Source organism: Paenibacillus sp. FSL R10-2734, assembly GCF_037963865.1.
Classification (GTDB): domain Bacteria; phylum Bacillota; class Bacilli; order Paenibacillales; family Paenibacillaceae; genus Paenibacillus_AQ.
Genome location: NZ_CP150170.1, coordinates 6,206,184 through 6,230,446, shown reverse-complemented (window position 1 = coordinate 6,230,446; position 24,263 = coordinate 6,206,184). Strand labels below are relative to the sequence as shown.

Genomic DNA, 24,263 nt, shown 5'->3' with positions numbered 1-24,263 from the left:
TAAAATGCGGCAAACATATAATCTGAAAGATGAATTGTTGGGGTATACCACTCTGGAAACAGGCGGAGATGGATTATTTCAACTTGGAAAAGACGGAGTTCAAGAAATATTAACTCCTATTGATAAGAAAGTAGAATTTATTTTGTTTGATAATAAAACTTTATGTTATGTGAAATCTGCAATGGGTTACCCAGCTATATATCCTGTAAGCAATCCAAAGTATGAAGGAAAAGCAAAGGCAATACTGATGGACTTAGACGGTACAAGCGTGCATAGTGAAAGCTTTTGGATGTGGATTATCGAACAGACTGTATCGAAACTTACCAAAAATACTAAATTTACATTAGATGTTAGTGATGAACCGCAAGTTTCGGGGCATTCTGTATCCGAGCATTTGCAATACTGCATTGATAAATATTGTCCTAATCAGACAGTAGAAGAGGCAAGAAAACATTACTTTTCAATAACAGAATATGAAATGAATGAGATATTGCATGGTAGGGGAAAGACAGGTGCATTTACACCTGCTCCAGGACTTAAAGATTTCTTATACGAGTTGAAGTCCAAAAATATAAAAATAGGTCTAGTAACCTCAGGTTTATATAATAAAGCAATGCCTGAGATCATATCCGCCTTCAAAACGTTGGGGATGGGAGATCCGTTAGATTTTTATGATGCGATCATTACGGCAGGGCAAGCCTTGGTGAAGGGACAGGTTGGAACCATGGGGGAGTTAGCACCGAAGCCGCATCCATGGCTATATTCTGAGACGGCAAGAGTTGGACTTGGGCTAACGGAAGAAGACAAGGGACATGTATTGGGATTTGAAGATTCATCAGCTGGGGTTGTATCGATCAGGCTGGCTGGTTTCTCAGCTATTGGAATCAATGGAGGAAATATCAGTAAGAGCGGAGTGCAGTCCTTGTGCTTAAAAGAATATGATAATCTTTGCGATGCACTACCTTTAATTTTATCTTAATTTCAAGAAGCTAATATTAAATTTTTTTGAGGTGTTAATGATGCGACTAGCTCAGACAACTGTGAATACAAATGGTAGAACAGTTTTGAATTTTAATAACGACTGGGGATTCTACAGAGGTGACCTAGTAGGTGCAGAAACAATTGAATATGATGATCAGGCATTCGCCAATATAACGATTCCACACACCATGAGACTGGAGAAGAAACATTCTAATGGTGGACTAGTAGTATATCAAGGAATAGGTTGGTACAGACGATATTTTAAGGTTGACGAGATGTACAGAGGAAATACAATCAATATTGACTTTGAAGGTGTAATGATTGACAGTGAAATCTATTTGAATGGGGAAAAAGTTTATACGCGTAATGGCGGTTATGTCGGATTTTCTGTAGATATTACAAATAAAGTGAAGTTTGATGAGACCAATGTTTTAGCCGTAAAGGTATCTAGCAATGATAGTCCAGATAGTCCGCCAGGAAAGCCAGTAGCAAATCTGGATTTCCATTACTACGGTGGTGTTTACCGAGATGTGACGATGAGAATTACGAATAATTTACATATTTCAGATGCATTACAGGCTGACAAAACAGCTAGTGGTGGAGTTTTTGTAACTTATCCAGAAGTAAGCCAAACTTTTGCAAAGGTGAATGTAAAAACGCATGTCGTAAACAAGAATAATACATTGGCAGATACGAAGGTTGTATTTAAGCTTGTGGACAAGGAAGGAAATACAATTGCACAGGGTGAAGCTGATGCAGCAAGTATAGCAGTAGGTGGAGATAAGAAGTTTAATCAGGATCTGACAGTAGCAAATCCAAATTTGTGGCATCCAGATACACCGTATCTTTATTCTTTAGTAAGTGAAGTTTTCAATGGGTCAACTTTAGTTGATTCTGTTACAACAAAGATAGGGATCAGAACTATAGAGTACAAGGCAGATGGATTCTATATCAATGGGGAAAGATTATTTTTACGCGGAGCAAACCGCCATCAGGCATATCAGAATATTGGAGATGCAGCCTCTAACTCAATGCAATATCGTGATGCAATGCAAATCAAGGAAAATGGATTTAATGCTGTTCGTGCTACTCATTATCCCAATGATCTAGCCTTTTTAGATGCATGTGATGAATTAGGCTTATTAGTTATTGAATGCCAGCCCGGGTGGCAGAATTTCACAAACAGTGAAAAGTTCTATGATCTAACATTAAGAGATACACGTGAAATGATCAGACGCGACAGAAATAGACCATCAATCATTCTATGGGAAACATCTCTTAATGAGACTGGCTATTCAGAAGAATGGGCAAAAGAGGTTACTGGTATTGCTCATGCAGAATATCTTGGCAATCAGATGTATACAGCAGCAGACTACGGACTTCAGGGATCTTTCTATGATGTTAATTACAAAGTTGTTGATACGAATTGGGAGTCTGACCAAAGAAAATGGACTGATTTTGATCCCAATAAGCCATTTTTTACTCGTGAATGGGGTGATTTTGAAGAATCTAGCAAAGCGCTGAGAAAAGAAGGCGAAGACGCTATGATGACTCAGATTTTGACTCGTCAGAGATATTTAAATGGAGATGGTTATTCTGACTGGGGTGGCCTTGATGCATGTGACAGAATAGGTGGATATTTCTTATGGAGCTGGAATGACTACGCACGTGGATCAACAACTGAGACATTGGGAAGTGGAACAGTAGATATCGACAGATACGAAAAATATGATTATTACTGGTTCCAGTCCATGCAATCGGCTAGAGATTCTGTTCATGGACCAATGGTGTTTATTGCAAGCACATATTCTCGAACATCAAGCCTAAATATTAACGTATTCAGTAACTGCGATAGCGTGAAGCTCTATCAGAATCATGAATTGGTTAAAGAGATTACAAGAGAAGAGGCCCTGAAATCTGTTCCGAACATCGCTAAAAAAGGCGGTAGCCCCATATTTACATTTACTTTAGATCAATTTGCAGCTGGAGAGCTTAGAGCGGATGCAATTTTAGATGGGAATGTCGTGAAAATGTACACAGTTAAAACGCCAGTTCAGGCTGCGGGAATAGAAATTGAAGTGCGTGAAAGAGGAATCATGCCCGTAGCAGATGGTTCGGATTTAATACCTATATACTTCAAAGTCGTTGATAAGAATGGAACTGTCGTACCGAACTACGAGGGTAAGATGAAAATTTCTGTAACAGGAAAAGGGGAACTCGTCGGGAAAAATATTGAGAGAATAGGTGTTGAAGAACAGAGTGTTGAGGGTGGTATGGGTTTTGCATTTGTAAGAACTGCAGACATCAGTGGAAACATCAACATTCATGCTGTGGCAGAAGGATTGAATGCGGGAACCAAGACTGTATGTACAGTACCCTACAAAGGTCAGTTTGTCCCTGATGGACAGCATCGACCATGGGTTGGTGGCGTTGACAAACTAGAAACCATTGAACAAATCTATAAAAATATTGCAGTGGGCAAACTTGTTACAAGTTCTTCTGAACCAGGTGACATTATAACAGATGCGAAAATTGAATCCATTACGTCGTCTTCAGTAAGTGAAGCTGACAGAGGAACGGATAAGCTTAGAGATGGTATAACGACGATAGGAACAGGTTGGTTGTCAAAGGAACTAACTTTTCCTCAATCCATTATCGTAAAATTCAACAAACCTCAATCGGTTGTTGGAAGCCGTATTTTCTGGGAGAAGGACAGTAACTGGTACACGTATGAGTTAGAAGTATCAAGCGATGGTCAAGCATGGCTAAAGGCCCTCGATCGCTATGTCGGCGGACAGCATTTTACACCCGAAAAATTTGCCAAGCCGTATGACAACATCCATTATGTTCGCATAACGATTAAGGACATCACTGCTGGCGGTGGGTTCAGAATAGGTATGTCGGAGCTGATATTATACGGAAAGGATTATCATCTGATATAAATTCTGAAGTTGAATCAGTTGAAGTTGGACGTGGGTATACAAGATTTCAAGCCGTGCTAAAGATCGAATTAGAACATGGTTTATGTATCTAGAGAGGGGAAGTATTATGATAAGCTTATCTTGGCCTCAACAGAAACTATTGCTAGAGGGAGAGCCATTTCGCATCATCTCAGGAGCGATGCATTATTTTCGCTGTGTGCCTGAGTATTGGGAAGATCGGTTACGGAAGATTAAAGCGATGGGTTGTAATACGGTTGAGACCTATGTGCCTTGGAACGTTCACGAACCACATGAAGGTGAGTTTCACTTTGAAGGGATGGCTGACATCGTTAAGTTTATACGAATCGCAGAGCAGGTCGGCTTATACCTGATCGTTCGACCAGCACCTTATATATGCGCCGAGTGGGAATTTGGCGGATTTCCAGCATGGCTGTTAAACCGCGAGCTTCGGTTGCGTACAAGCGATCCAAGCTATTTACAGAAGGTCGCTGCCTATTATGATCAACTCATTCCGCTGCTGGCTCCGTTGCAGAAGAGTAAAGGTGGACCAATTCTCGCCTTCCAGATTGAAAATGAATACGGTAGCTATGGTAATGATCAGGCTTATTTGCAAGCACTGCGACAAATGCTAGTTGAGCGTGGCATTGAGGAGCTGCTTTTTACCTCAGATGGTCCGAATGATCTAATGCTAAGTGGAGGAATAACTAGCGGGATATGGGCTACCGCCAACTTCGGATCTCGTGCGAATGAAGGCTTTGACACGCTATTAAAGCATCAGCCAGATGCACCGTTAATGTGCATGGAATTCTGGAATGGATGGTTTGACCAATGGGGCAAAGAACATCATACGCGTGATGGCAAAGATGCAGCCAATTCCCTTGATGAAATACTGGCTCGAGGAGCTTCCGTTAATTTTTATATGGCACATGGCGGTACGAACTTCGGATTTATGAACGGCGCGAATTACTCTGAGAAGTACGATCCGACCATCACGAGCTATGATTATGACTCGCCGATTAGTGAAGCGGGTGATCTCACATCGAAATATCATTTTTTTCGAGAAGTGATCGGCAAGTATGCTCCAGTTCCTGAAGAACCGCTCCCAGCGAATACAGTTAAGGTAGGTTACGGAACTGTAGACGTGAAGCGAAGAGTAAGCTTGTACCATGCTCTTGACACGCTGTCTATACCGCAGATCAGCATAGTGCCAGAGCCAATGGAATGCTATGGACAAGCATACGGCTTCATCCTCTATACCACACAAATTAGCGATGCGCAGCAAACATATACATTAAATGTCGATGATGTTCGCGATCGGGCATTGGTATTGATCGATAACAAGCCTGTAGGTGTAATTGAGCGCTGGGATACGAGTAAAGAGCCGTTCACGATTCATGTACCAGAAGGGGGAGCCAAGCTTGATCTGCTAGTCGAGAACATGGGACGCGTTAATTATGGACCGTTGCTGGCATCAGATCGCAAGGGGATTGTGAATGGCGTAAGGCTTGATTACCAATTCCATTCACATTGGGAGGTACGGACACTGCCGCTTCAAGGCGCCCCCGATTTTGAATCGCTATTTGAAGACGAACTGATGTTGGGTGAAGAGGGAACAGAGCCTTCATTTTATGAAGCAGAGCTTGTCATTGAAGGAGAACCTGCCGACACCTTCCTGTATCTGGACGGATGGAAGAAGGGAGTCGCATTCGTTAATGGCTTTAATCTGGGTCGATACTGGGAAGTCGGACCGCAGCGCTCGCTCTATGTTCCAGCTCCAATTCTAAAGCAAGGAAGCAATCGCATCGTCGTGTTTGAGCTGCATGGTGCAGGAAAGACGTTTCGTTTTGAGTCAACACCTCAACTATAGCAAGACTATACAATGATTGGATAAGTAGGAAGGGATGCTATATGCTCAATTCACGGAATGTGAATCGGGGAAGGGGCATCCTCCTATTCTTTTCGAAGGCACATAGGATGTAGGTTCTATTGATGCTGGCGTTTGGATGGACTACATAGTCAATGTTGCAACCGCCGGAACCTACAAGGTGAAATATCGTGTTGCTGTTGACTCGGGGTATACCGGCAAAGTTCAGTTGCAGGTGAACGGAGTCAATCTGAAGATGCCTTCATTTCCGACTACAGGCGGCTTAAAAAAATGGATGATAGTAAGTGATAGTGTTACATTGGAAGAAGGGGAGCAAAAGATACGGCTCTATCCGTCCCAAAACGGGTGGAAGCTGAATTGGTTCCAGTTAAAGCTGATACCGAAAGTTTCTGGAAAATTCTAAGCGGAAGATTACGATGCCATGTCGGGAATACGGACAGAACCAAGCTATGAAGGTACCGAAAACGTATCGTATATCGACCCAGGCGATTGGATGGATTATAAAATAAACGTAACCACCAGTGGAATCTATAAAGTAAATTATAGAGTAGCTGTAAGTAAAGATACCGGCGAGGTTCAATTTACGATAGACGGAGTTAATAAGAAAACCACTTCATTCCCGGCAACCGGGGGTTTCCAGAACTGGAAAATTATCTCTGATACGGTATCATTGGAAGCGGGTACACAGACCTTGAGGCTGGCTGTTACTAAAGGCGGTTGGAACCTAAGCTGGTTTGATTTGGTGAATGAAGCTGACAGAAAATTAAACAGCATTCTTTCGCCCCCTTCGTTTTGAGTGGGTTTCATACTAGTAGAAATATCAGTTATTACATCTGGTGATGATTTATCCCAGATGGACAACCAGTAAGACGGTTAAGTTAAAAGCTTGGATTTGTACCTCAAGAGAAGTGATTCTCTATCCTGGAGGTTGTAGCACACAACAGATTCGAACTGACGGGAAACGGTAGACACCTTAGCCGGCAGAAATGACATCACATCGTGTCTATAACCTCAAGAAATTCGATAACACTGGGGAAGACATGGAGGACTTAATCTCCATCGGCACCATCGGCCTGATTAAAGCTATCGAAAGCTATCGCCCGAACAAAGGTACAAAGCTGGCCACTTTTGCTGCCCGTTGTATTGAAAACGAAATCCTGATGCACCTAAGATCGCTCAAGAAAACTCGTAAAGATGTATCTTTGCACGATCCGATTGGGACAGACAAGGAAGGCAACGAGAATACTTTGATCGATATCCTTGGCTCAGAGGCCGATGATGTTATTAAAGAAGTTGATTTGAAGATTGAGAAAAGTAAGATTTATCGTAACCTTGATATTCTGGATGACCGGGAAAAGGAAGTGTAGTTGGCAGATTCGGACTTGATACAGGTGGAGAAGAAAGAACGCAGCGGGAGATTGCCAAGGAGCTTGGCGTGTAGCGGAGTTATGTTTCGCGGATAGAGAAAAGGGCGCTCATGAAGTTGTATCATGAGTTTTATAAGGCGAAGCGGTAGGATAATTTAGATAATATATAGAGATTCACAATAGAGTGTTAGAAGCGACTTGCCAATAGGGGAGTTGCTTTTTTGTTCAGTCAGAGTAGGTGGCGCTAATAAAATGAAAATAAAAAAACATATTCAGAAAATCCTATTAAGATATTTATTTTTTTAGTATTCATTTTTCCTCCTATTGTGAAAATAACTTAAGGTGAAAACAGGAATATTTTCTATCATTTTAAATAAGACATGAAATTAAATCAATTTCGAGCTCATTCGGCGGTATCGGTACTGCAGTCGGGTGAGCATTTCTGCCCTAGGTGGGGTAATCTCCATCGGAACCATCGGCTTGATCAAAGCCTTGAGAGCTACCGTCCGAACAAAGGACAAAACTGGCCACTTTTGCTGTCCGTTGTATTGAAAACGAAATCTTATTGCACCTTAGATCTTTGAAGAAGACTCGTAAAGATGTATCTCTGCACGATCCGATTGGTACGGACAAAGCTGCCAAGGGCTGCAGCCGTAGACTTGGGCAAGCGCGGGCGGAACTTTACTTCTCTGCAATACATTAGTCAAGATGGCAGTGAATCTGTTGTTTTCGTATTCAGGCCTGCACAGTATTTTGCTGCTCCAGCTTTTCCAGTGTTGCTGCGTGGATCGAAATCGACAGTTATATATCGAAACGTGGAAACAGAAGAAGTACGCAGCGGTTAAGGTTGGATGTCGCGAGGCATTCTGCTTCGATTAACGGGTGATTATGACAGCCATTAATTTGGCTGAGTCAAGTATGAAAAATATAAGTTAGGTTTACTAGAAAAGCACAGAATAAAAACTGCCCTAGTCACTAAATATAGTGCTAGGACAGTAATTAACACTTCCTCAGAACGTAAATTTATTATTTGCTCTCTGAAAAATTATAAACAGTATTCCTATATTCAGAAGGGGAGGTACCGATCCGTGCTTTAAAAATACGACTAAAATAGCGAGGATCTGTATAGCCAACCATTTCAGAAATTAGCTTGATATCTAAATCTTCCCTTTCTCGAATTAATCGAATGGCGTCATTGATTCTTAAATCTATAAGGTATTTCATCGGCGAGTCACCCGTATATTTTTTGAATACTCTAGCAAGATAGGTGCCATTAAAATTAAAGTGCTTTGACAAATCTTCAACTTTAATATCCTCTGAGAAATGTACCTTAAGATATTCGATCAATTGATTAGCTAATTCCTCATTACTGAAATATTCTAAAGATCGAGATTGTATTAAGTCATGAATAATATTCCATATTTCCTCTTTTATTGAGTTTAAACTGTTTGCAGTAAATAACAAAGTATGCAAAACATACTCAACATGAACAGAATTGACAATAGCGTCAAGTTGATAGTGATGAGTTAGGAGATTTATGATTTGCATCAAATTTTGTTCGACTGTTTTTTGGGGCAACATTCTATTGTCATATTCCTCTAGTACTGAAAAGAGGTCTTTTTTTAAGATATTTAAGTTATTGGAATACATACTTATTTTAAGTTTATTTTGGATGTTTGGTTCTAAATAGGGTGATATTGGTTTATCTTGTATATTTCCACACGAATATACGACCTTTTTTCCTATAACAAAGTTATTTTCTAATTTCCAACGTATTTTTTGAGAAGTATCGGGAATTTTATCATAGGAAATAGGTTGATTATTATGGCATATGCTAATGGCTGTGATGTCGATACAGGACTGCAACTTGTGTAGAAATTTATTCGCTAGATGATGTATTTCTTCGTTTGAACTATTCTTGTCTATAGTGAAAACAATATACTTTTGATTAGGACATAGTTCATTGATAAGCCAAACTTGTTGATCACTTCCAAAAACATGAACAAATAATTGATCCCAGTTTATTTTTTCCCATAAAGAAGAAATGCTAGAAACCATACTACTAGATAGAGAATTATGAAATAAATTACCTAAACCTACAAGAAATAAGACAAAATAATTTTGCTTATAACAAAAAGGCAATGAATGAATATCTTCCATTCCATTCAATGTGGATAACAACATAGTAGATTCGTTAGATTTATATTTTTGGTTAAGAGATGAATGAAATTTTTTAAGTAAAACGGTAAGTTCCTCTGCATCGAGAGGCTTTAGAAGATATTCTTTTACACCTAATTTAATCGCTTGTTGCGCATATTCAAAATCACTATAGCCACTTAATATAACAATGTATAAATCTGGATCTAATTCTTTTAATTCCTTAGTTAATTGCAATCCATTCATAACAGGCATCTGTATATCCGTAAATACAACATCTGGTTTTAATTCTTTATACATATGAAGTGCTTCTAAACCATTCGAGGCAGTTCCTATAACTTGAAAGTTCATTTCTGAATTTGTTATTTCATTTATAGTATCTTGTAGAATAATTGGTTCATCTTCTACGACCAATACAGTGTAATTTCTTGTGTTTGTCATAGTTTACCTCCTATTGTAATAGAAACTCCTCGATCAGGTAATGGTTCAATTTTAAAAATGACTTCATCCCCATATAATATTTTCAACCTTGCAAATATGTTAATTAACCCCATACCGTTAATCTGACTATTTGAAATATCTCGGTAAATATTGAATTCCGAAAACTTCTTTTGAAGCTCTACTAATTTTTGCTTTGTAATGCCAATGCCATTATCGGAAACTGTAATAAACCAGTTATTATGATCAATTGTGCCTTGTATATCTATTATCCATGGAGGAGAAATTTCGGTAGCGAATTTTATACTATTTTCTACTAGTGGTTGAATAATTAATCTTGGAATTTCAATGTTATATAATTCTTCAGGAATATTTAAATGGTAGATTAAATTATCCTGAAACCTGATCTTCATAAGGTTTAAATAGTTGTAAGTGTAATCGAGCTCATCTTTGATAAGTACAGGGCTACTACTAGAACTCGAAACATAGCGTAGCATAGTTGAAAGATTGGTGCATATGTCTACGATCCCTTTATTGGCAGATTCTTTTCCCATAATTTTGATGATAGCTAACGTATTATATATAAAATGAGGATTCATCTGTGATTGCATGGCAGTAAGACGAGATTGTATTTCAAGTGATCTTGCGGCAACAACAGCATCTAACGAATCTTGCAATTGGTCGCACATTTTAACAAATACATGGTGTAAACCTTCAATTTCAACAATACCGCTATTCATATTCTGAGGAAGATGGATGGGTAACTCATCTAATTTTAGTTTCTTCATATTGGTATGTATTTGTCTGATTGGATTTGACAGTTTTCGAGATAACAAATAATTTATTACCATTGTAAGACATACAGCAATAAGACCAATCAAAGATAAAGTGTTACGTAATGCATTAATTGGAGCTAGAAGCTCATCTTCAGGTTCTGTTGCGAGTACCGTCCAACCCGAAAAATCTGACTGAGTTCCAGCAATAATTAGTTTTTCATTATCGATCGTATTTTCATTTTTTAGAATAAATGAGGAATTAGTTGATGGAGTAATTGAAGCAAAGTAATGATCTAAAGACAACTCAGCATTATTTAAAGGATAGATTAATTGCTGATTTGAATCATAGATAATGATTTGTTTAGTATTTTTAGATAATAATTTATTCAAGTTTGTATTAATAATATCAATTATTTCTTGATAGTTGACTTGAGTTTCAATTATTGCAGTAGGTTTAGGATCAGAAACATTCTCAGAAAAAGAGCGATAAAGAGAGACTACTTGTGTACCTTTGCTAGCCCAAGCGGTAACATGTGGAGGAGTAATTAACTTTTTACCGTCCAGCTTAAGGATGTCAGCAATTAGTGATTGATTATCTAATTTACTTGTATCTATTTTTTTTACGAAGTAATTATGACCAAATCCAGCATAATTTCCATTCAGATTTAGAATATTTATTTGATAATTCTTATAGTGCTGAGGTTCATAAATTAAGGTAGCAAGGTAATTAAATTCTCTTTGTAGCTTATAATCATGCGTCTCAAATAGCTTACTGTCAGTAAAGATAAGACTTTTGGCTTGTTCGGCAAAGAGCACTCTTTTTTGCATAGTGTTCATCTCAGCTAACACCATATCTAATTCCTGAATAGCTGTATTAGATAACTGGGAAAGCGATTCTGTGGCTCTCTCTTCTAATATAGTCGATGTATATTTATAAAATATGACCATGAAAAGAGAAATGGTTACAATCATAATCGTTGTGTAGTTTTTAAAAAGTTTAAATTGAATTTTGTTTAGTTTTGACATAAGTTATATTCTCCATAGTTTCATCGGACAAGGACGATTGTTTTGAGAGTAAAACAATGTAAGCGCTATCAGTTTATTTGAAATATACGATCCAGTTAATATGCTATAACATGTTACAGCTGTATTCTTGCATGTGCCATATAAATGTGTCAAGTTCTAAAAGTCCACCATGTAGGTTTCTTTTATCTATTCTAGAGAATAAATAATTTGTTTATTGTTTATGTAACGACTTATAACTCATAGTCGATGAAAAGCATTCATAAAAGGGGGACTTTCGAAGTGAAGAAAAATCTACGAACAACTTTTTCAAAAGCATTAACAGGGGTTATGCTTACAAGTCTTGGTTTAAGTTTATTAACAGGCTGTGGTGAAAGTTCAAATACGGGAACTTCGACATCAAATGTAAGCGATGCCAAAAAAACTGATGTTACACTTTCTGTAATGGCTTCAGCAGGCTGGATTAGAGATGTCGATAAAAAGTTGGCAGAGAAATTTAAAGAACAGACGGGTATTAAGATTGATTTTCAAGAAAATCCTGGTGATCAATATGAGAATGTATTAATGACCAGACTTGCAACTGGAGAAGGTCCCGATATATTTATGGCAGAATCAGGATTATCTTTACTAAAAGTTCAACCAAATAAATATGCTGTAGATTTGTCCAATGAGTCATGGGTTAGTAAGTATCCTGACTATGCGAAGGTTCAGGCTAGTTATGATAATAAAGTTGTAGGTTTTACTACATGGGGAAGAGATTTTAGTGCGATGCTCTACAACACTGAAATTTTTGAAAAATATGATCTGAAAGAACCTACAAGCTATGAAGAATTTAAACAGGTTAGTGAAAAATTGCTTGAGAATGGCATTACACCAGTCTATTTCCCAGGTAAAGAGGAATGGTATAATGCGCAAGCATTCGATGCTGCAGTAAATATTGAATCTAAGGCAACTGGATCTTATGAGAAATTAAATAATAACACTATGAAATATGCAGAATCAGAAGAAGCTTTGAAGTATTTGAGAAATCTAAAAGATAGCGCTGATAATGGATATTTTGGAGAAAACTTCTTATCAGATACTTATGATCAAGGTATTGCAGGTTTGGCAAGTGGTAAATATGCGATGTGGCAAGGGTGGTCTACTTATGTAAATGATATTGAAGCAGCTGGTGGTCCATCGGCTGACAAATTTCTAGCCTTCCCTGCCCCATACGGAGATGATTTGAAAACTTTAGCAATGAACGGAACAGGAATGACGCATCTAATTAACAAGGACAGTAAAAATATTGATGCCGCCAAACAATATTTTGAGTTTTTAGCAGAGCCAGAGAATTTGCAGGAATATTATGATGGTAGACCCGATCTTCTGGAACCGACTTTAGAAGGTGCAACAGCCAATCCTCCAGCAAATTACACGCATGTCTTAAAAACTGTAAATGATAAAACATTGTTAACCTTGCCCCAGTCTATTTTATATAACGGAGCAGATGGAAGTCTTGGGAAAAATGTACAGAGTATGTTTTTTAATATGATGAAACCAGAACAGGTGCTTCAATCCCTTGATGCTGCTAGAGCTAAAATGTTTGATGCAACGAAATAGAAGTTTCTGATTTATGCAGAATCCCTTTTGCGAATAAATTTAGATTTATTTTAACAAAAGGGATTTTGACAATAGGATAAGATACACATAGAAAAGGTGATGGATTGAATGAAAACCAATACTTTTATTCATAAGACTTTGTATCCTAGACGAATGGTGTTTCCAGCATTCATCCTATATACAATTCTCTTCATGATTCCTACTGTAATGGGAATATATTATGCCTTTACAAATTGGAATATATATAGTGATGCTATTCATTTTAATGGACTGGATAACTTTAAAGTTCTCTTCATAGATCAGTCGTTTAAGTACGTGAGACCCATTACAAATACAGTTGTATTTGCTTTCTTTACATCTGTGTTGGAAGCAGTCATCGGTTTATCATTAGCTATTATGCTTAATAGAAAAATATTTGCGCGAAATACACTGCGTTCTATTTTCTTTATGCCACAAGCTATATCGACAATTGTAATCGGTATCATTTTTACGACAATCTTACATCCAACAGGTCTTCTGAATAATTTTTTTGATTTAATCGGACTAGACTTCTTGCAGCAAAAATGGTTGACGAATACAGCAACCGCAATGCCTTCTGTTATAGCCGTAGAGGTTTGGCGATATTTTGGACTTAATATGGTTATCTTCTTAGCAGGATTACAAGGCATCGATCAGAGCTATTATGAGGCTGCTCGAATTGACGGAGCGAATAGCTGGAATCTATTTGTAAAGATAACCATTCCATTTATTATGCCGGCAGTTACGATCAATACTGTTCTAAACATCGTACATGGATTTAGAGCTTTTGATATTGTATATGCTCTAACCAACGGAGGACCAGGCAACGCGACAGAGGTTATTGCTACAATGGTGTACCGAGAATACTCTGCAGGAAACTATGGTTTATCTAATGCGATGAATTTAATTCTACTTATTATGACCACTGTTATATCTGTGTTAGTTAATAGAGCTACTAGTAAAAAGGAGGTGACTCTATAATGAGTAGAAAAAAAGTATTTTCTAGCATATTGCAAATCGTATGTTGGGTCTTTTCGCTCGTTGTATTGGTGCCTTTTATTCTCATCTTATTGAATTCACTTAAACCTTCTGCAGAAGCTGCCTTTTTCTCCATGTCGTTTCCTTCAGAAATCAAGTGGGATAATTATGTTAATGCGTTTGTAAAAGGACATGTATTAAGAGGATATTATAACAGTTTGGTTATGTCTTCTGCATCAGCGATAATAGGTGTTGTCTTTGCTGCTCTTGCTTCTTTTATCATAGTAAGATCGACAAATTTCACGAATAAGGTATTATATGGCTATTTCTTCTTCGGAGTGGTTGCAACTGGAAATATGGTAACGACGACGATGATCATGAGTAAGCTGCATTTAATGAATAGTATAACAGGTGCGATATTGCTTCTTGCTACGCAAGGGATATCCTTTGCAATGCTGCTATTTACTGGATTTATTAAGGGTATACCTAGGGAATTAGATGAGGCTGCTGTTATGGATGGAGCAAAGGCAGAAACTCTATTCTTTAGAATCATTTTTCCACTGTTAAAGCCGGTTACAGTTACAGGTATCATGCTGAACTTCTTGGGTGCGTGGAATGGCTTCGAAACTCAGTTATATATATTAACGGATAGTAAGAAATGGGGAGCTATTCTATCCATGTATGGCGTATATGGTGAATTCTCGTCACCTTGGTCTAAAGATTGGGGTCTTATATCTGCGTATATTGTCTTAACCATTATCCCTGTGCTGATCGTTTATTTAATTGGACAGAAATATATTATTGAAGGTATGACAGCTGGAGCTTTGAAAGGTTAGTGCGCTGTAAGTTAGTTAAAGCGTTCTAGCAGCGTGGGATAGCATTCCCGGAGTTTCCTAGTACATACTAATTTATTATTAGGAGGGGAAATGTATGGAGGGTATTATGATATTGGAAAATAAACGAATGCGGGAAAGTTTTGACCAGAACTGGATGTTCCATTTAGGCGATCTACCTATCATGCATGCTGTAAAAGGAGGGATGACAGGTGGGTTAACTGACTGCGAGCAGATTGCCGAAGGGGAATGGCTGAAGATCGCTTATTTTGATGAAAGAGAACCGTCTGTCATGAACGATCGGGAGTGGAAGAGTATCAATCTTCCCCATGATTGGTGTGTGGAAGGGAATTACGTAAATGACGGGGGCAAAGTCAAACATCATAAGAGCCACGGCTATCTCACTATTGGAATTGGATGTTATCAGAAAGTTTTCGAGATTCCTGTGGAAGATTTGGGGAAGAAACTATCGATTGAGTTTGAGGGTGTCATGCGAAACTGTACCGTTTGGGTTAATGGGCATTTAATGGGAACCCATCCAAGCGGGTATACAGGTTTTTGTTATGACATTACGGATATTGCGCGTTACGGCGATGAAGGGAAGAATGTCATTTTCGTAAAAGTTGATGCTCGTGATTATGAGGGCTGGTGGTATGAAGGATGTGGGATTTACCGCCATGTATGGCTAGATAAGACGGACAGACTTCACGTAGGAAGACATGGAACTTATGTGACCACGCCCGTAGTAGGCAAAGATGAGGCCACGGTTAACGTATCAACAAACGTACATAACGAACATCCTCATGTCGTGAATTGTATAATCAAGACTTTAATCGAGGACGGAACGGGTCAAGTGGTCGCTACCAGCTCAGAGAACATAACCATTCAAGGAGACAGTCAAACCGATGTTGAAACTGTAATGACACTGATAGAGCCCATGCTCTGGTCGCCTGAGAAGCCTTATCTTTACGAAGTGATTACGGAAATTTATGACGTTAACGAGCGAGATGTAATGGATGTTTATAGAACGCCATTAGGTGTGCGAACCCTAGAGTTTACCGCGGATAAGGGATTTTACTTAAATGGTGAACAGTATTTGATCAAAGGAACTTGCAACCATCAGGATTTTGCCGGCGTGGGTGTTGCACTGCCCGACCAAGTAACCGAATATAAAATCAAACTTCTCAAAGACATGGGATGTAATGCATACAGATGCGCTCATCACGCTCCTTCACCTGAGCTTCTGGATCTATGCGACAAAATGGGTATGCTCGTGATGGACGAGAACAGGAAACTGGATATATCTCCGGACGGGATCGCAGATCTGAAAGAGATCCTCTATCGAGATCGAAACCACCCTTCCATCATTTTGTGGAGCATGGAGAACGAGGAAATATTAGAAGGCACGATTATGGGAGCGAGAATGCTTGAAACGATGTCACGAATTACACGTGCCATTGATCCTACTCGCCTTACTATTGCATGCATGAATCACGGGTGGAATGATGGAGGATACAGTAATTCTGTAGATATAACCGGATATAACTATGGCCAAAGAGAAGATCAATATCTTATCGATCATGAACAATTTCCAGATCGGATCATGATCGGGAGCGAGAGTACTAGCTGTACGACGACACGTGGAATCTATGAGAATGATGATGTTAAAGGATACTGTTCTTCCTATGGAGATCAGATACCGGAGTGGTCATGTTCGCATGAGAAATCATGGCAGGATGTGGTGAATCATCCTCATTTGACGGGCATATTCGTTTGGACTGGATTCGATTACAGAGGAGAACCAACACCTTATGAATGGCCGTGCATCGGGTCTCACTTCGGGATCATGGATTACTGCGGATTCCCTAAGGATGCGTATTATTACTATAAAGCCGCTTGGACGGAAGAACCGATGGTACACATTATGCCTCACTGGAACTGGCAGGACAAAATCGGTGAAGAGATTGATGTATGGGCGTATAGTAATTGCGAGACTGTAGAGTTGGTACTTAACGGTCATAGTCTGGGTGAGAAGAGCGTGGATCGAAATTCACGAATGGAGTGGAAAGTCTGCTACGCTCCCGGTGAATTGATAGCGATAGGGAAAATAGCTGGAAAGGAAATCACGAGAAAGGTTGTGGCTACAACAGGAACTCCTGATCGTATTCGTTTGGAGCTGGATAAAACCGAAGTGAAAACGAATGGTACGGATATTGCAATGATTAAAGTATCCATATTGGATTCTTTAGGTGAAGTTGTTCCTACGGCAGATAACGAGATTATGTTTACAATCGAGGGTCCCGGCAAAATTCTCGGTGTTGGAAATGGTGATCCAAGCAGTCACGAACCAGATAAAGCGAATCGTAGACGAGCATTCAACGGACATTGTTTGGCGATTGTTCAGGCTAACAAGGAACAGGGAGATATTGTGATAAGAGCAACTTCAGTTTCTCTTCAAGCTGCCGTGGCAGTAATACGAGTGGAATAAAATTGATATCCGATTTGTCCCTGGCACCTAGTGCCAGGGAGTCACGATACGATTAGAGATAGAGCGGGTACAAATCGAACGAAAAAATAACAGGAGGTCCTTCTTTTGTTGAATATTGGTGTTATTGGATACGGCGTGCGGATCGACATGCTGATGGATGATTTGTTCGCGCTACCTTATGAAATCCAGATCAAGGCAGTAGCCGATCCCGACCATGAGCGCGTGCGGGCTTTAATGAAGAAAGACGGCTCCAAAGAATCGATGCACCAAATGGGAATCGATAAAATCGACGGACTTTTGCGCAGCTGCGAGATGAATCCGGATGCCATTACCTTTTATACGGATGCGGACGAAATGCTGGACAACGAAAAACTGGACGGCGTGATCGTAGGTACGAACTGCAACATGCATACTTATTTCGCCAAAAAGGTGCTGGATCGCAATCTGCCGTTGTTTTTAGAAAAACCGGTTGCGACTACGATGGAGGATCTGAGAACGTTAGCCGACTGCGAAGCGAACGCAACGGCTCCCACAGTTGTTTCCTTCCCCTTGCGCGTCACACCGCTGGTGCAGGAGGTCAAGCGTATTTTGGATGCCGGCACGATTGGCAAGGTGGAGCATGTACAGGCGTTCAACGATGTTCCCTATGGATTTGTTTATTTCCACGACTGGTATCGAGATGAATCCGCTTCTAAAGGGCTTTTCCTGCAAAAGGCAACGCATGATATCGATGTCATTAACTATCTGCTTGGTGAAGAACCCGTGAACGTTTGTGCCATGAAATCCAAACAAATTTATAAAGGCGACATGCCTGCCGGCCTTCGTTGCAGCGAATGTGACAAATGGGAAACCTGTATGGACAGTACTTACAATATCACTTATGTGCGCAATGACACTCCGCGTAACGACTATTGCAGCTTTGCGGTAGATACCGGTAACGAAGACTCCGGCAGCATGATTGTGAAATACGAAAGCGGAATGCACGTCATGTATTCGCAGAACTTCTTTGCCCGCAAAGGGGCTGCGCGCCGAGGGGCTAGGTTATATGGCTATAAGGGCACCGTGGAATTCGATTTCGCCACCAATGAAATCAAAGTATTTGACCACATGAGTGATAAAGTAATCACTGTGCGTCTCGATGATAAAGGCTCGCGTCATGGCGGCGGTGATATTGTACTCATGCGGAATTTTGTACACCTGATGCAGGGCAGAACCACCGAATCTGTTGCCCCACTAAAGGACGGGATTCGTAGCGCCCTTGTATGTCTGCAAGCCAAAGCGTTTTCCGAAAGCGATCAATTTTATTCCGTTACGTTTTAATTGGTAGAAGTCGAAGTCAAATCGTAATCCTAATGCACAGGGCAGATAAGGAATATTCCTTATCTGCCTTTATTAACGACTAATCTAACTTAATCGGCCGATACAACTCGACGATTTCTTCTAGCCTTTTGGTTCAAAAAGTCCACCAAGTAAGTTTCTTTTCTCTATTCTAGCGAATAAACAATTCGGATACTATTTAAAGCGTGAATTAATTAAATATAAACAGAAGTATAAATTTTTTTGCAACAAAATGAAAGCGATTCCAAAATAAAGGGAAGGGATCCGGTAACTGATTTAAGAGATGAGGGGAGGTGGTGTATATGTGATTGCTAAAAAACAGTTAGGAGACGTTTTTAATTTGCAGTTCATTATTATGAATCTATGAAACACGCCTTTAGTTCAGTTAGTCGCTTTGAATGATGACAACACGAAGGGGGAAAACAATATGAATAAAGTTAGAAAAGCTGCTTCTAGCTTGCTTGTGTTTTGTTTGATGGCCACTAGCTTTGCGTTTCCAAAAGATATACATGCTGCTCCTCAGATAGATGAACAAGCAAAAGCCGAGGCAGAGTGGGCGGAAGTAAGTTCCATAATAGATAAGTATCCTATCATTTACACTCAATTGCCAACAATTAGCAATGAAACAACTGTATCTCCTGATGGACCTCTAATGGGAAATGGGACCGTTAATGCTTTCATGGGAGGAGATAAGAACAAGCAACAAATTTATATCTCGCATGCAGATTCTTGGGAAAAGAGCTATAGTCTTAGTGCCTTTTCTACTACGACCCATGGGAAAATTACGTATGAGAGACTGGATGAAGGTACGGGTAATAAGCCATTTAGATACGATCAAAGTATGAAAGATGGAATTGTTAAGGCGGTTTCAGAGAAAGGCTTTGAAACCAGCACCTGGCTATCAGCTACAGAAAATTTGATTGTAACTGAAATTACCAATACAACAGATGAAAATATGGAAATTGGTGTAAGTACGGTTGTTCCTACCCATAAATCTGGGACTGTAAGCTCCCATACTACATCAATTGATCCAGTTAACAAGCTGATCTCCTTTACCAAGCATTTACGTACCGAAGAAGGGTTCGATTATGCTGTAGAGCTTTCTAGCGTATTGAAAGTTATGGATAAAGATCCTGTATTTAGTCAGGTTGATGACAAAACCTGTATGGCAAAATTTGAACTAGCTGCAGGCGAAACTGTAACTGTTATCGCAGCAACAGAAGGCGGTAAGAGCTCCACGACATCGTTGGAGGACGCTAAGGCACATGTTTTAGGCATTGATTCAGAAGCTGCGCTGTATACAGTGAAGCAGAAGCATCTGGATTGGTGGAAAGAATACTGGCTAAAGTCGTACATTAAGCTGGCAGATGAATCCTCTTTAATGGAGAGAATCTATTACGGTCAACTCTATGCTACAGGGGCAGCTTTGGAAGCTCAAAGTGATAATCCTGCAGAAGTATTTGGTGGCAATTTATTTCCTTGGACAGGTAGTACTAACACAGCGTGGAGCGGTGGATTCTTTATGAATATAGATGTTCAACGGGCACCAAATGCAGCCATTGTAGCTAATAGGGTGAATCAAATTGCATCTTATACCAAATTAATTGATGATTACTGGGAAACGGGGCGGAATATGGCATCCGATCCTAAAGAATTGAATAGGGTTATTGGTAATTCGAATTGGTATCCCAAATTTACTGAAGGAATAAGAGGCGTCTTGTTCCCAACATTTATGCCGCCATGGGGATATGCGTCTGCCCCTGCTTATGATAGTGCTCCAATCCATGCGGCCATGGCATTAGTTCCAATGGTTAAATACTGGGAATATACGTGCGACGATGAATATTTAGAACAATTGTTATACGACAAGTTGGTCGATTTAACTGAGTTCTTTGAAGACTTTGCCATTGTAGATGAGGTAACAGGGAAATACGTTATAGGAGGATCTACTATTGAAAGCGGAACTCTGCATAAGAATGCGTTTCAGGATCTAGCTGGTACTTACTTTGTATTTGATAAAGCGATTAAGGCGAGTAAGGAACTAGGTATAGATGCTGATAAGCGAGTGAAGTGGCAAGAGTTTCGTAACAATTTATCGCCATTGCCAACGTATGTTATTCCAGAGGGCCAACCTGGCGGAGGGCTAACGGTATTCACGGAAGCAGAGGGAGTACCTGCTGTTCCAAGAAACGCTCCAATCATTCATACGACTTACCTTACTGATCTAGTAGGCATGGCAACTGATTCTGAATTGCTCGAGTATACTCGGAATTATCTTAAATATATTGCACCATGGTATGAAGGCCATGACAAAGAAGATCGCACAACAATGATTGCAACTAATGTTGGTTATGACATTGACAAGATTACTGACTTTTTGTCTAAAGGACTTCTTGATCGCCCCGCCGGTGAATGGGTTGGAATACGAAATAATCATACAGTGGGAGCATCCGTTCAGGCTTCTCTGATCTATAATACAATTACCCATTCTCTGAAGCAGAGCAATCAAAACTTCATAAATGTATTTGCGAACTGGCATAAAGATCAGCCAGCGGAGTTTACACGGTTGAGAGCGAAAGGTGCATTCTTGGTGGATGCAAAGCAGAATGAGAATGGAATAACGACTTATGTAAATATATTCAGTGAAAAAGGTAAAGATTGCACTGTTCTGAATCCATGGAAAGGTCAAGAATTGGAGGTTTATGAGGACGGAAATCTAATTGAGACTGTTAAGGGTACGAATATATTAGGGGATACTTATAAGTTTGCTACGAAGGCTAATGCATCCTATGAGCTGAAGCCACAGGGTGGTGTGCAAAATCCCACACTTGTAAACATTATAACCCCTGAAGCATTAACTGATTTTGAAATTGGAATTTCAAAGACAGATTTGACTCCCCAATTGCCGGAATCTGTAAAGTTAGAGACAAGTACAAATAATATGAAGGCTGAAGTAACATGGGACATTAGTAGCATAAGCTATGATCCTACAATGAAAGAAGGACAGACATTCTCGGTACCTGGTACAGTGACTCTTCCTGAAGTAGTAGACAATCCCAACAATGTATCCTTGCAAACATCTATAAATGTAATTGTAAATAAAATCCCACAGTCCAGCATGACAGCAACGGCAACAAGTGAAGAGACAGGAAAGGATGAAGCGCGTTTTGCGATTGATGGAGATCCGCTAACCATGTGGCATACCAAGTGGGATAAGTCTGATGTTCTGCCTCAATCTATTACTTTGAATTTGGGGGATGTTTACAAGGTTAATAGACTTTCCTATCTCCCAAGAAGCACAGGAGGAACAAGCGGCATTATAACTAAGTATAACGTTTATGTCAGCATGGACGGAACTAACTTTACCAAAGTGACAAGTGGAACTTGGCCATTTGATACTAGACTGAAGCAAGTGACGTTTGATCCAATCAAAGCACAGTATATTCAGCTTGAAGCAATAGAGGCATATAATGGATGGGCAACAGCAGCAGAAATCAATATTTATAGTGATTCAGAAACAGAGCCTCAGGATAAGACACTTGTGAGCATAAAAACACCAGAGCCAATTACTGGAGTAACCAACGGAGTAGACAAGACGGCAGAAGCCCTTGTTTTGCCTGAAACCGTAACATTGGTAACAGACTCTGGAGATGTGCCGGCTAACGTAACATGGGATGTAGAGAATTCAAGTTACGATCCAGATGTAAAAACAGAGCAGAAATTCGATGTAGATGGAAGAGTCGAATTGCCAGCAGGTGTGGTAAATCCAGGTAGCGTTAAACTAACAACAAGCATTAGTGTTACTGTAAATGCAGAGTCAGATTCAGAACAGGACAAGACTCTAGTGAGCATAACAGCACCAGAAGCGATAACTGGAGTAGTCTACGGAACAGACAAGACGGCAGAAGCCCTTGGGTTGCCTGAAACCGTAACATTGGTAACAGACTTTGGAGATGTGCCGGCTAACGTAACATGGGGTGTAGAGAATTCAAGTTACGATCCAGATGTAAAAACAGAGCAGAGATTCGATGTAGATGGAAGAGTCGAATTGCCAGCAGGTGTAGTAAATCCAGGTAGCGTTGAACTAACAACAAGCATTAGTGTTACTGTAAATGCAGAGTCAGATTCAGAACAGGACAAGACTCTAGTGAGCATAACAGCACCAGAAGCGATAACTGGAGTAGCCAACGGAACAGCCAAGACAGCAGAAGCCCTTGGATTGCCTGCGAGAGTAGAACTAGTCACCGATGCGGGCAGAGTAATTGCTAATGTGAGCTGGGATGTAGCTGCTTCAAGCTATGATCCAGCGAAAAGGGCAGCACAGACCTTCACTGTAGATGGAAGAGTAACGTTGCCTATTGGTGTGGTAAATTCAGACAACGTAGACTTGACGACTAAAATCGGTGTAACTGTAAAAGCTGGAACGACGCCAACGCCGGAACCAACAGCAACACCAGGCCCAACAGCAACACCAGATCCTAAGCCTACGCCAAAACCAGAAGATGATAAAAAGCCAAATAAGCCAACAGATCCAGTAAAACCAACTGAGCCAGAGACTCCAAAAGTAGATCTGTCTGATATTTCAGATCACTGGGCCAAGGCTTCTATCGAAAAAGCAGTAGAACTAGGTTTTGTCAGTGGCTATGAGGATGGAACCTTCAGACCGAATGGTACCGTAACTCGTGGTGAGTTTTCAACGATGTTAGCTAGAGCGCTGAAATTGGATGCAGTTGATTCTGAGTTTAGTTTTTCGGATCAAGGCAAAACACCAGTATGGGCTCAGTCATTCATTCAAGCACTTTCAAAAGCAGGTTTCATTTCTGGATACAAAGATGGTACTTTCCGTGCAAATAATGAAATAACTAGAAGCGAATTAGTTGTTCTTATTGTTCGTGTGCTTGGTCTTGAAGTGAATCCAAATGCAACACTAGCGTTTGATGATGTAGATCAAATTCCAGCATGGGCAAAACCTTATGTAGCAACAGCAGCTAAAGCAGGATTGATTAAGGGGAATGGGAATGGCAAATTTAATCCGAATGCCTCTTCAACCAGAGCTGAAGCAGTCACTTTGATATTAGCTATGCTAAACACTAAATAACGAACGCTTTGATACGACGCACCGTCATATATTGGCGGTGCGTTGTTATAACTTTAACTTTCAAATGGACAATTTCAGCAGGAAAAGATAATGATATTGGAAAATAAACGAACGCGAGAAAGTTTTGACCAGAACTGGATGTTCCATTTAGGCGATCTATTTATCATACATGCTGTAAAAGGAGGGATGACAGGTGGGTTTTGCGATTACTCTTAGACAACTATCAGAAACATATGAGGGTGAGGCCAGACGTATCATTCAAGAACATGGGAAACCACATCTTGAATAAAATGGCGAATTAAATAACGTTGTCCCTGTTGCTTTATCTTTTTACATCGT

13 protein-coding genes and 3 pseudogenes are annotated in these 24,263 nt (G+C 39.9%); 14 read left to right on the top strand and 2 right to left on the bottom strand.

The features are described from left to right. The first annotated feature begins 4 nt into the window (after nucleotides 1-4). The 8 genes and pseudogenes from NSS67_RS26810 to NSS67_RS26775 all read left to right on the top strand — a co-directional run bounded on the left by NSS67_RS26810 (nucleotide 5) and on the right by NSS67_RS26775 (nucleotide 8,020). Entirely contained in the window at nucleotides 5-979 is a 975-nt protein-coding gene (locus NSS67_RS26810; RefSeq protein ID WP_339316773.1) for an HAD family phosphatase, read from the top strand. A 37-nt stretch (nucleotides 980-1,016) separates the two neighbouring features. Next, entirely contained in the window at nucleotides 1,017-3,923 is a 2,907-nt protein-coding gene (locus NSS67_RS26805) for a glycoside hydrolase family 2 TIM barrel-domain containing protein (RefSeq protein ID WP_339316772.1), read from the top strand. A gap of 106 nt (nucleotides 3,924-4,029) precedes the next feature. Continuing rightward, nucleotides 4,030-5,790 (top strand): beta-galactosidase family protein, encoded by a 1,761-nt coding sequence (locus NSS67_RS26800; protein WP_339316771.1) that lies wholly within the window; start codon nucleotides 4,030-4,032, stop codon nucleotides 5,788-5,790. Between the two features lie 118 nt (nucleotides 5,791-5,908). Continuing rightward, a complete protein-coding gene (locus tag NSS67_RS26795; RefSeq protein WP_339320716.1) occupies nucleotides 5,909-6,211 on the top strand; it encodes a carbohydrate-binding protein in 303 nt (100 codons plus the stop codon). A gap of 12 nt (nucleotides 6,212-6,223) precedes the next feature. After that, nucleotides 6,224-6,604 (top strand): annotated as a pseudogene (locus NSS67_RS26790) (carbohydrate-binding protein); the annotation flags it as partial. 217 nt (nucleotides 6,605-6,821) lie between these two features. Continuing rightward, nucleotides 6,822-7,324, top strand: a pseudogene (sigK, locus tag NSS67_RS26785) (RNA polymerase sporulation sigma factor SigK); the annotation flags it as partial. Nucleotides 7,325-7,631: 307 nt separating this feature from the next. Next, a pseudogene (locus NSS67_RS26780) lies at nucleotides 7,632-7,806 on the top strand (sigma factor); the annotation flags it as partial. Then, entirely contained in the window at nucleotides 7,775-8,020 is a 246-nt protein-coding gene (locus NSS67_RS26775) for a GH36 C-terminal domain-containing protein (RefSeq protein ID WP_339320759.1), read from the top strand. The pseudogene NSS67_RS26780 and the gene NSS67_RS26775, both read left to right, overlap by 32 nt. 181 nt (nucleotides 8,021-8,201) lie before the next feature. On the opposite strand, the gene NSS67_RS26770 is transcribed toward NSS67_RS26775, so the two are convergent. Together NSS67_RS26770 and NSS67_RS26765 are read right to left on the bottom strand one after the other, a co-directional pair. After that, a complete protein-coding gene (locus NSS67_RS26770) occupies nucleotides 8,202-9,773 on the bottom strand; it encodes a response regulator (protein ID WP_339316770.1) in 1,572 nt (523 codons plus the stop codon). Further along, nucleotides 9,770-11,572, bottom strand: coding sequence for a histidine kinase (locus NSS67_RS26765; protein WP_339316769.1), 1,803 nt, complete (start codon nucleotides 11,570-11,572; stop codon nucleotides 9,770-9,772). The genes NSS67_RS26770 and NSS67_RS26765 overlap by 4 nt, the downstream gene beginning before the upstream one ends. A 279-nt stretch (nucleotides 11,573-11,851) precedes the next feature. Here NSS67_RS26765 and NSS67_RS26760 point away from each other — a divergent pair, with 279 nt between their 5' ends. The 6 genes from NSS67_RS26760 (at nucleotide 11,852) to NSS67_RS26735 (ending at nucleotide 23,924) form a co-directional block, all read left to right on the top strand. Beyond that, nucleotides 11,852-13,171 (top strand): ABC transporter substrate-binding protein, encoded by a 1,320-nt coding sequence (locus tag NSS67_RS26760; RefSeq protein WP_339316768.1) that lies wholly within the window; start codon nucleotides 11,852-11,854, stop codon nucleotides 13,169-13,171. 108 nt (nucleotides 13,172-13,279) lie between these two features. Continuing rightward, nucleotides 13,280-14,170 (top strand): sugar ABC transporter permease, encoded by an 891-nt coding sequence (locus NSS67_RS26755; protein WP_339316767.1) that lies wholly within the window; start codon nucleotides 13,280-13,282, stop codon nucleotides 14,168-14,170. Further along, entirely contained in the window at nucleotides 14,170-15,003 is an 834-nt protein-coding gene (locus NSS67_RS26750) for a carbohydrate ABC transporter permease (RefSeq protein ID WP_339316766.1), read from the top strand. The genes NSS67_RS26755 and NSS67_RS26750 overlap by 1 nt, the downstream gene beginning before the upstream one ends. Nucleotides 15,004-15,097: 94 nt before the next feature. Beyond that, complete coding sequence (gene galA, locus NSS67_RS26745) at nucleotides 15,098-17,488, top strand: beta-galactosidase GalA (protein WP_339316765.1); 2,391 nt, start codon at nucleotides 15,098-15,100, stop codon at nucleotides 17,486-17,488. Nucleotides 17,489-17,593: 105 nt separating this feature from the next. Next, nucleotides 17,594-18,808, top strand: coding sequence for a Gfo/Idh/MocA family oxidoreductase (locus NSS67_RS26740; protein ID WP_339316764.1), 1,215 nt, complete (start codon nucleotides 17,594-17,596; stop codon nucleotides 18,806-18,808). Between the two features lie 445 nt (nucleotides 18,809-19,253). Beyond that, on the top strand, nucleotides 19,254-23,924 hold the full coding sequence (locus NSS67_RS26735; RefSeq protein WP_339316763.1) for an S-layer homology domain-containing protein: 4,671 nt from the start codon (nucleotides 19,254-19,256) through the stop codon (nucleotides 23,922-23,924). Nucleotides 23,925-24,263 lie beyond the last annotated feature (339 nt).

Coding starts and splice junctions, on each gene's coding strand:
- NSS67_RS26765 (WP_339316769.1), bottom strand. CDS start 11,572: ATGTCAAAACTAAACAAAATTCAATTTAAACTTTTTAAAAACTACACA.
- NSS67_RS26800 (WP_339316771.1), top strand. CDS start 4,030: ATGATAAGCTTATCTTGGCCTCAACAGAAACTATTGCTAGAGGGAGAG.
- NSS67_RS26770 (WP_339316770.1), bottom strand. CDS start 9,773: ATGACAAACACAAGAAATTACACTGTATTGGTCGTAGAAGATGAACCA.
- NSS67_RS26805 (WP_339316772.1), top strand. CDS start 1,017: ATGATGCGACTAGCTCAGACAACTGTGAATACAAATGGTAGAACAGTT.
- galA (WP_339316765.1), top strand. CDS start 15,098: ATGGAGGGTATTATGATATTGGAAAATAAACGAATGCGGGAAAGTTTT.
- NSS67_RS26755 (WP_339316767.1), top strand. CDS start 13,280: ATGAAAACCAATACTTTTATTCATAAGACTTTGTATCCTAGACGAATG.
- NSS67_RS26750 (WP_339316766.1), top strand. CDS start 14,170: ATGAGTAGAAAAAAAGTATTTTCTAGCATATTGCAAATCGTATGTTGG.
- NSS67_RS26775 (WP_339320759.1), top strand. CDS start 7,775: ATGTATCTCTGCACGATCCGATTGGTACGGACAAAGCTGCCAAGGGCT.
- NSS67_RS26735 (WP_339316763.1), top strand. CDS start 19,254: ATGAATAAAGTTAGAAAAGCTGCTTCTAGCTTGCTTGTGTTTTGTTTG.
- NSS67_RS26810 (WP_339316773.1), top strand. CDS start 5: ATGCGGCAAACATATAATCTGAAAGATGAATTGTTGGGGTATACCACT.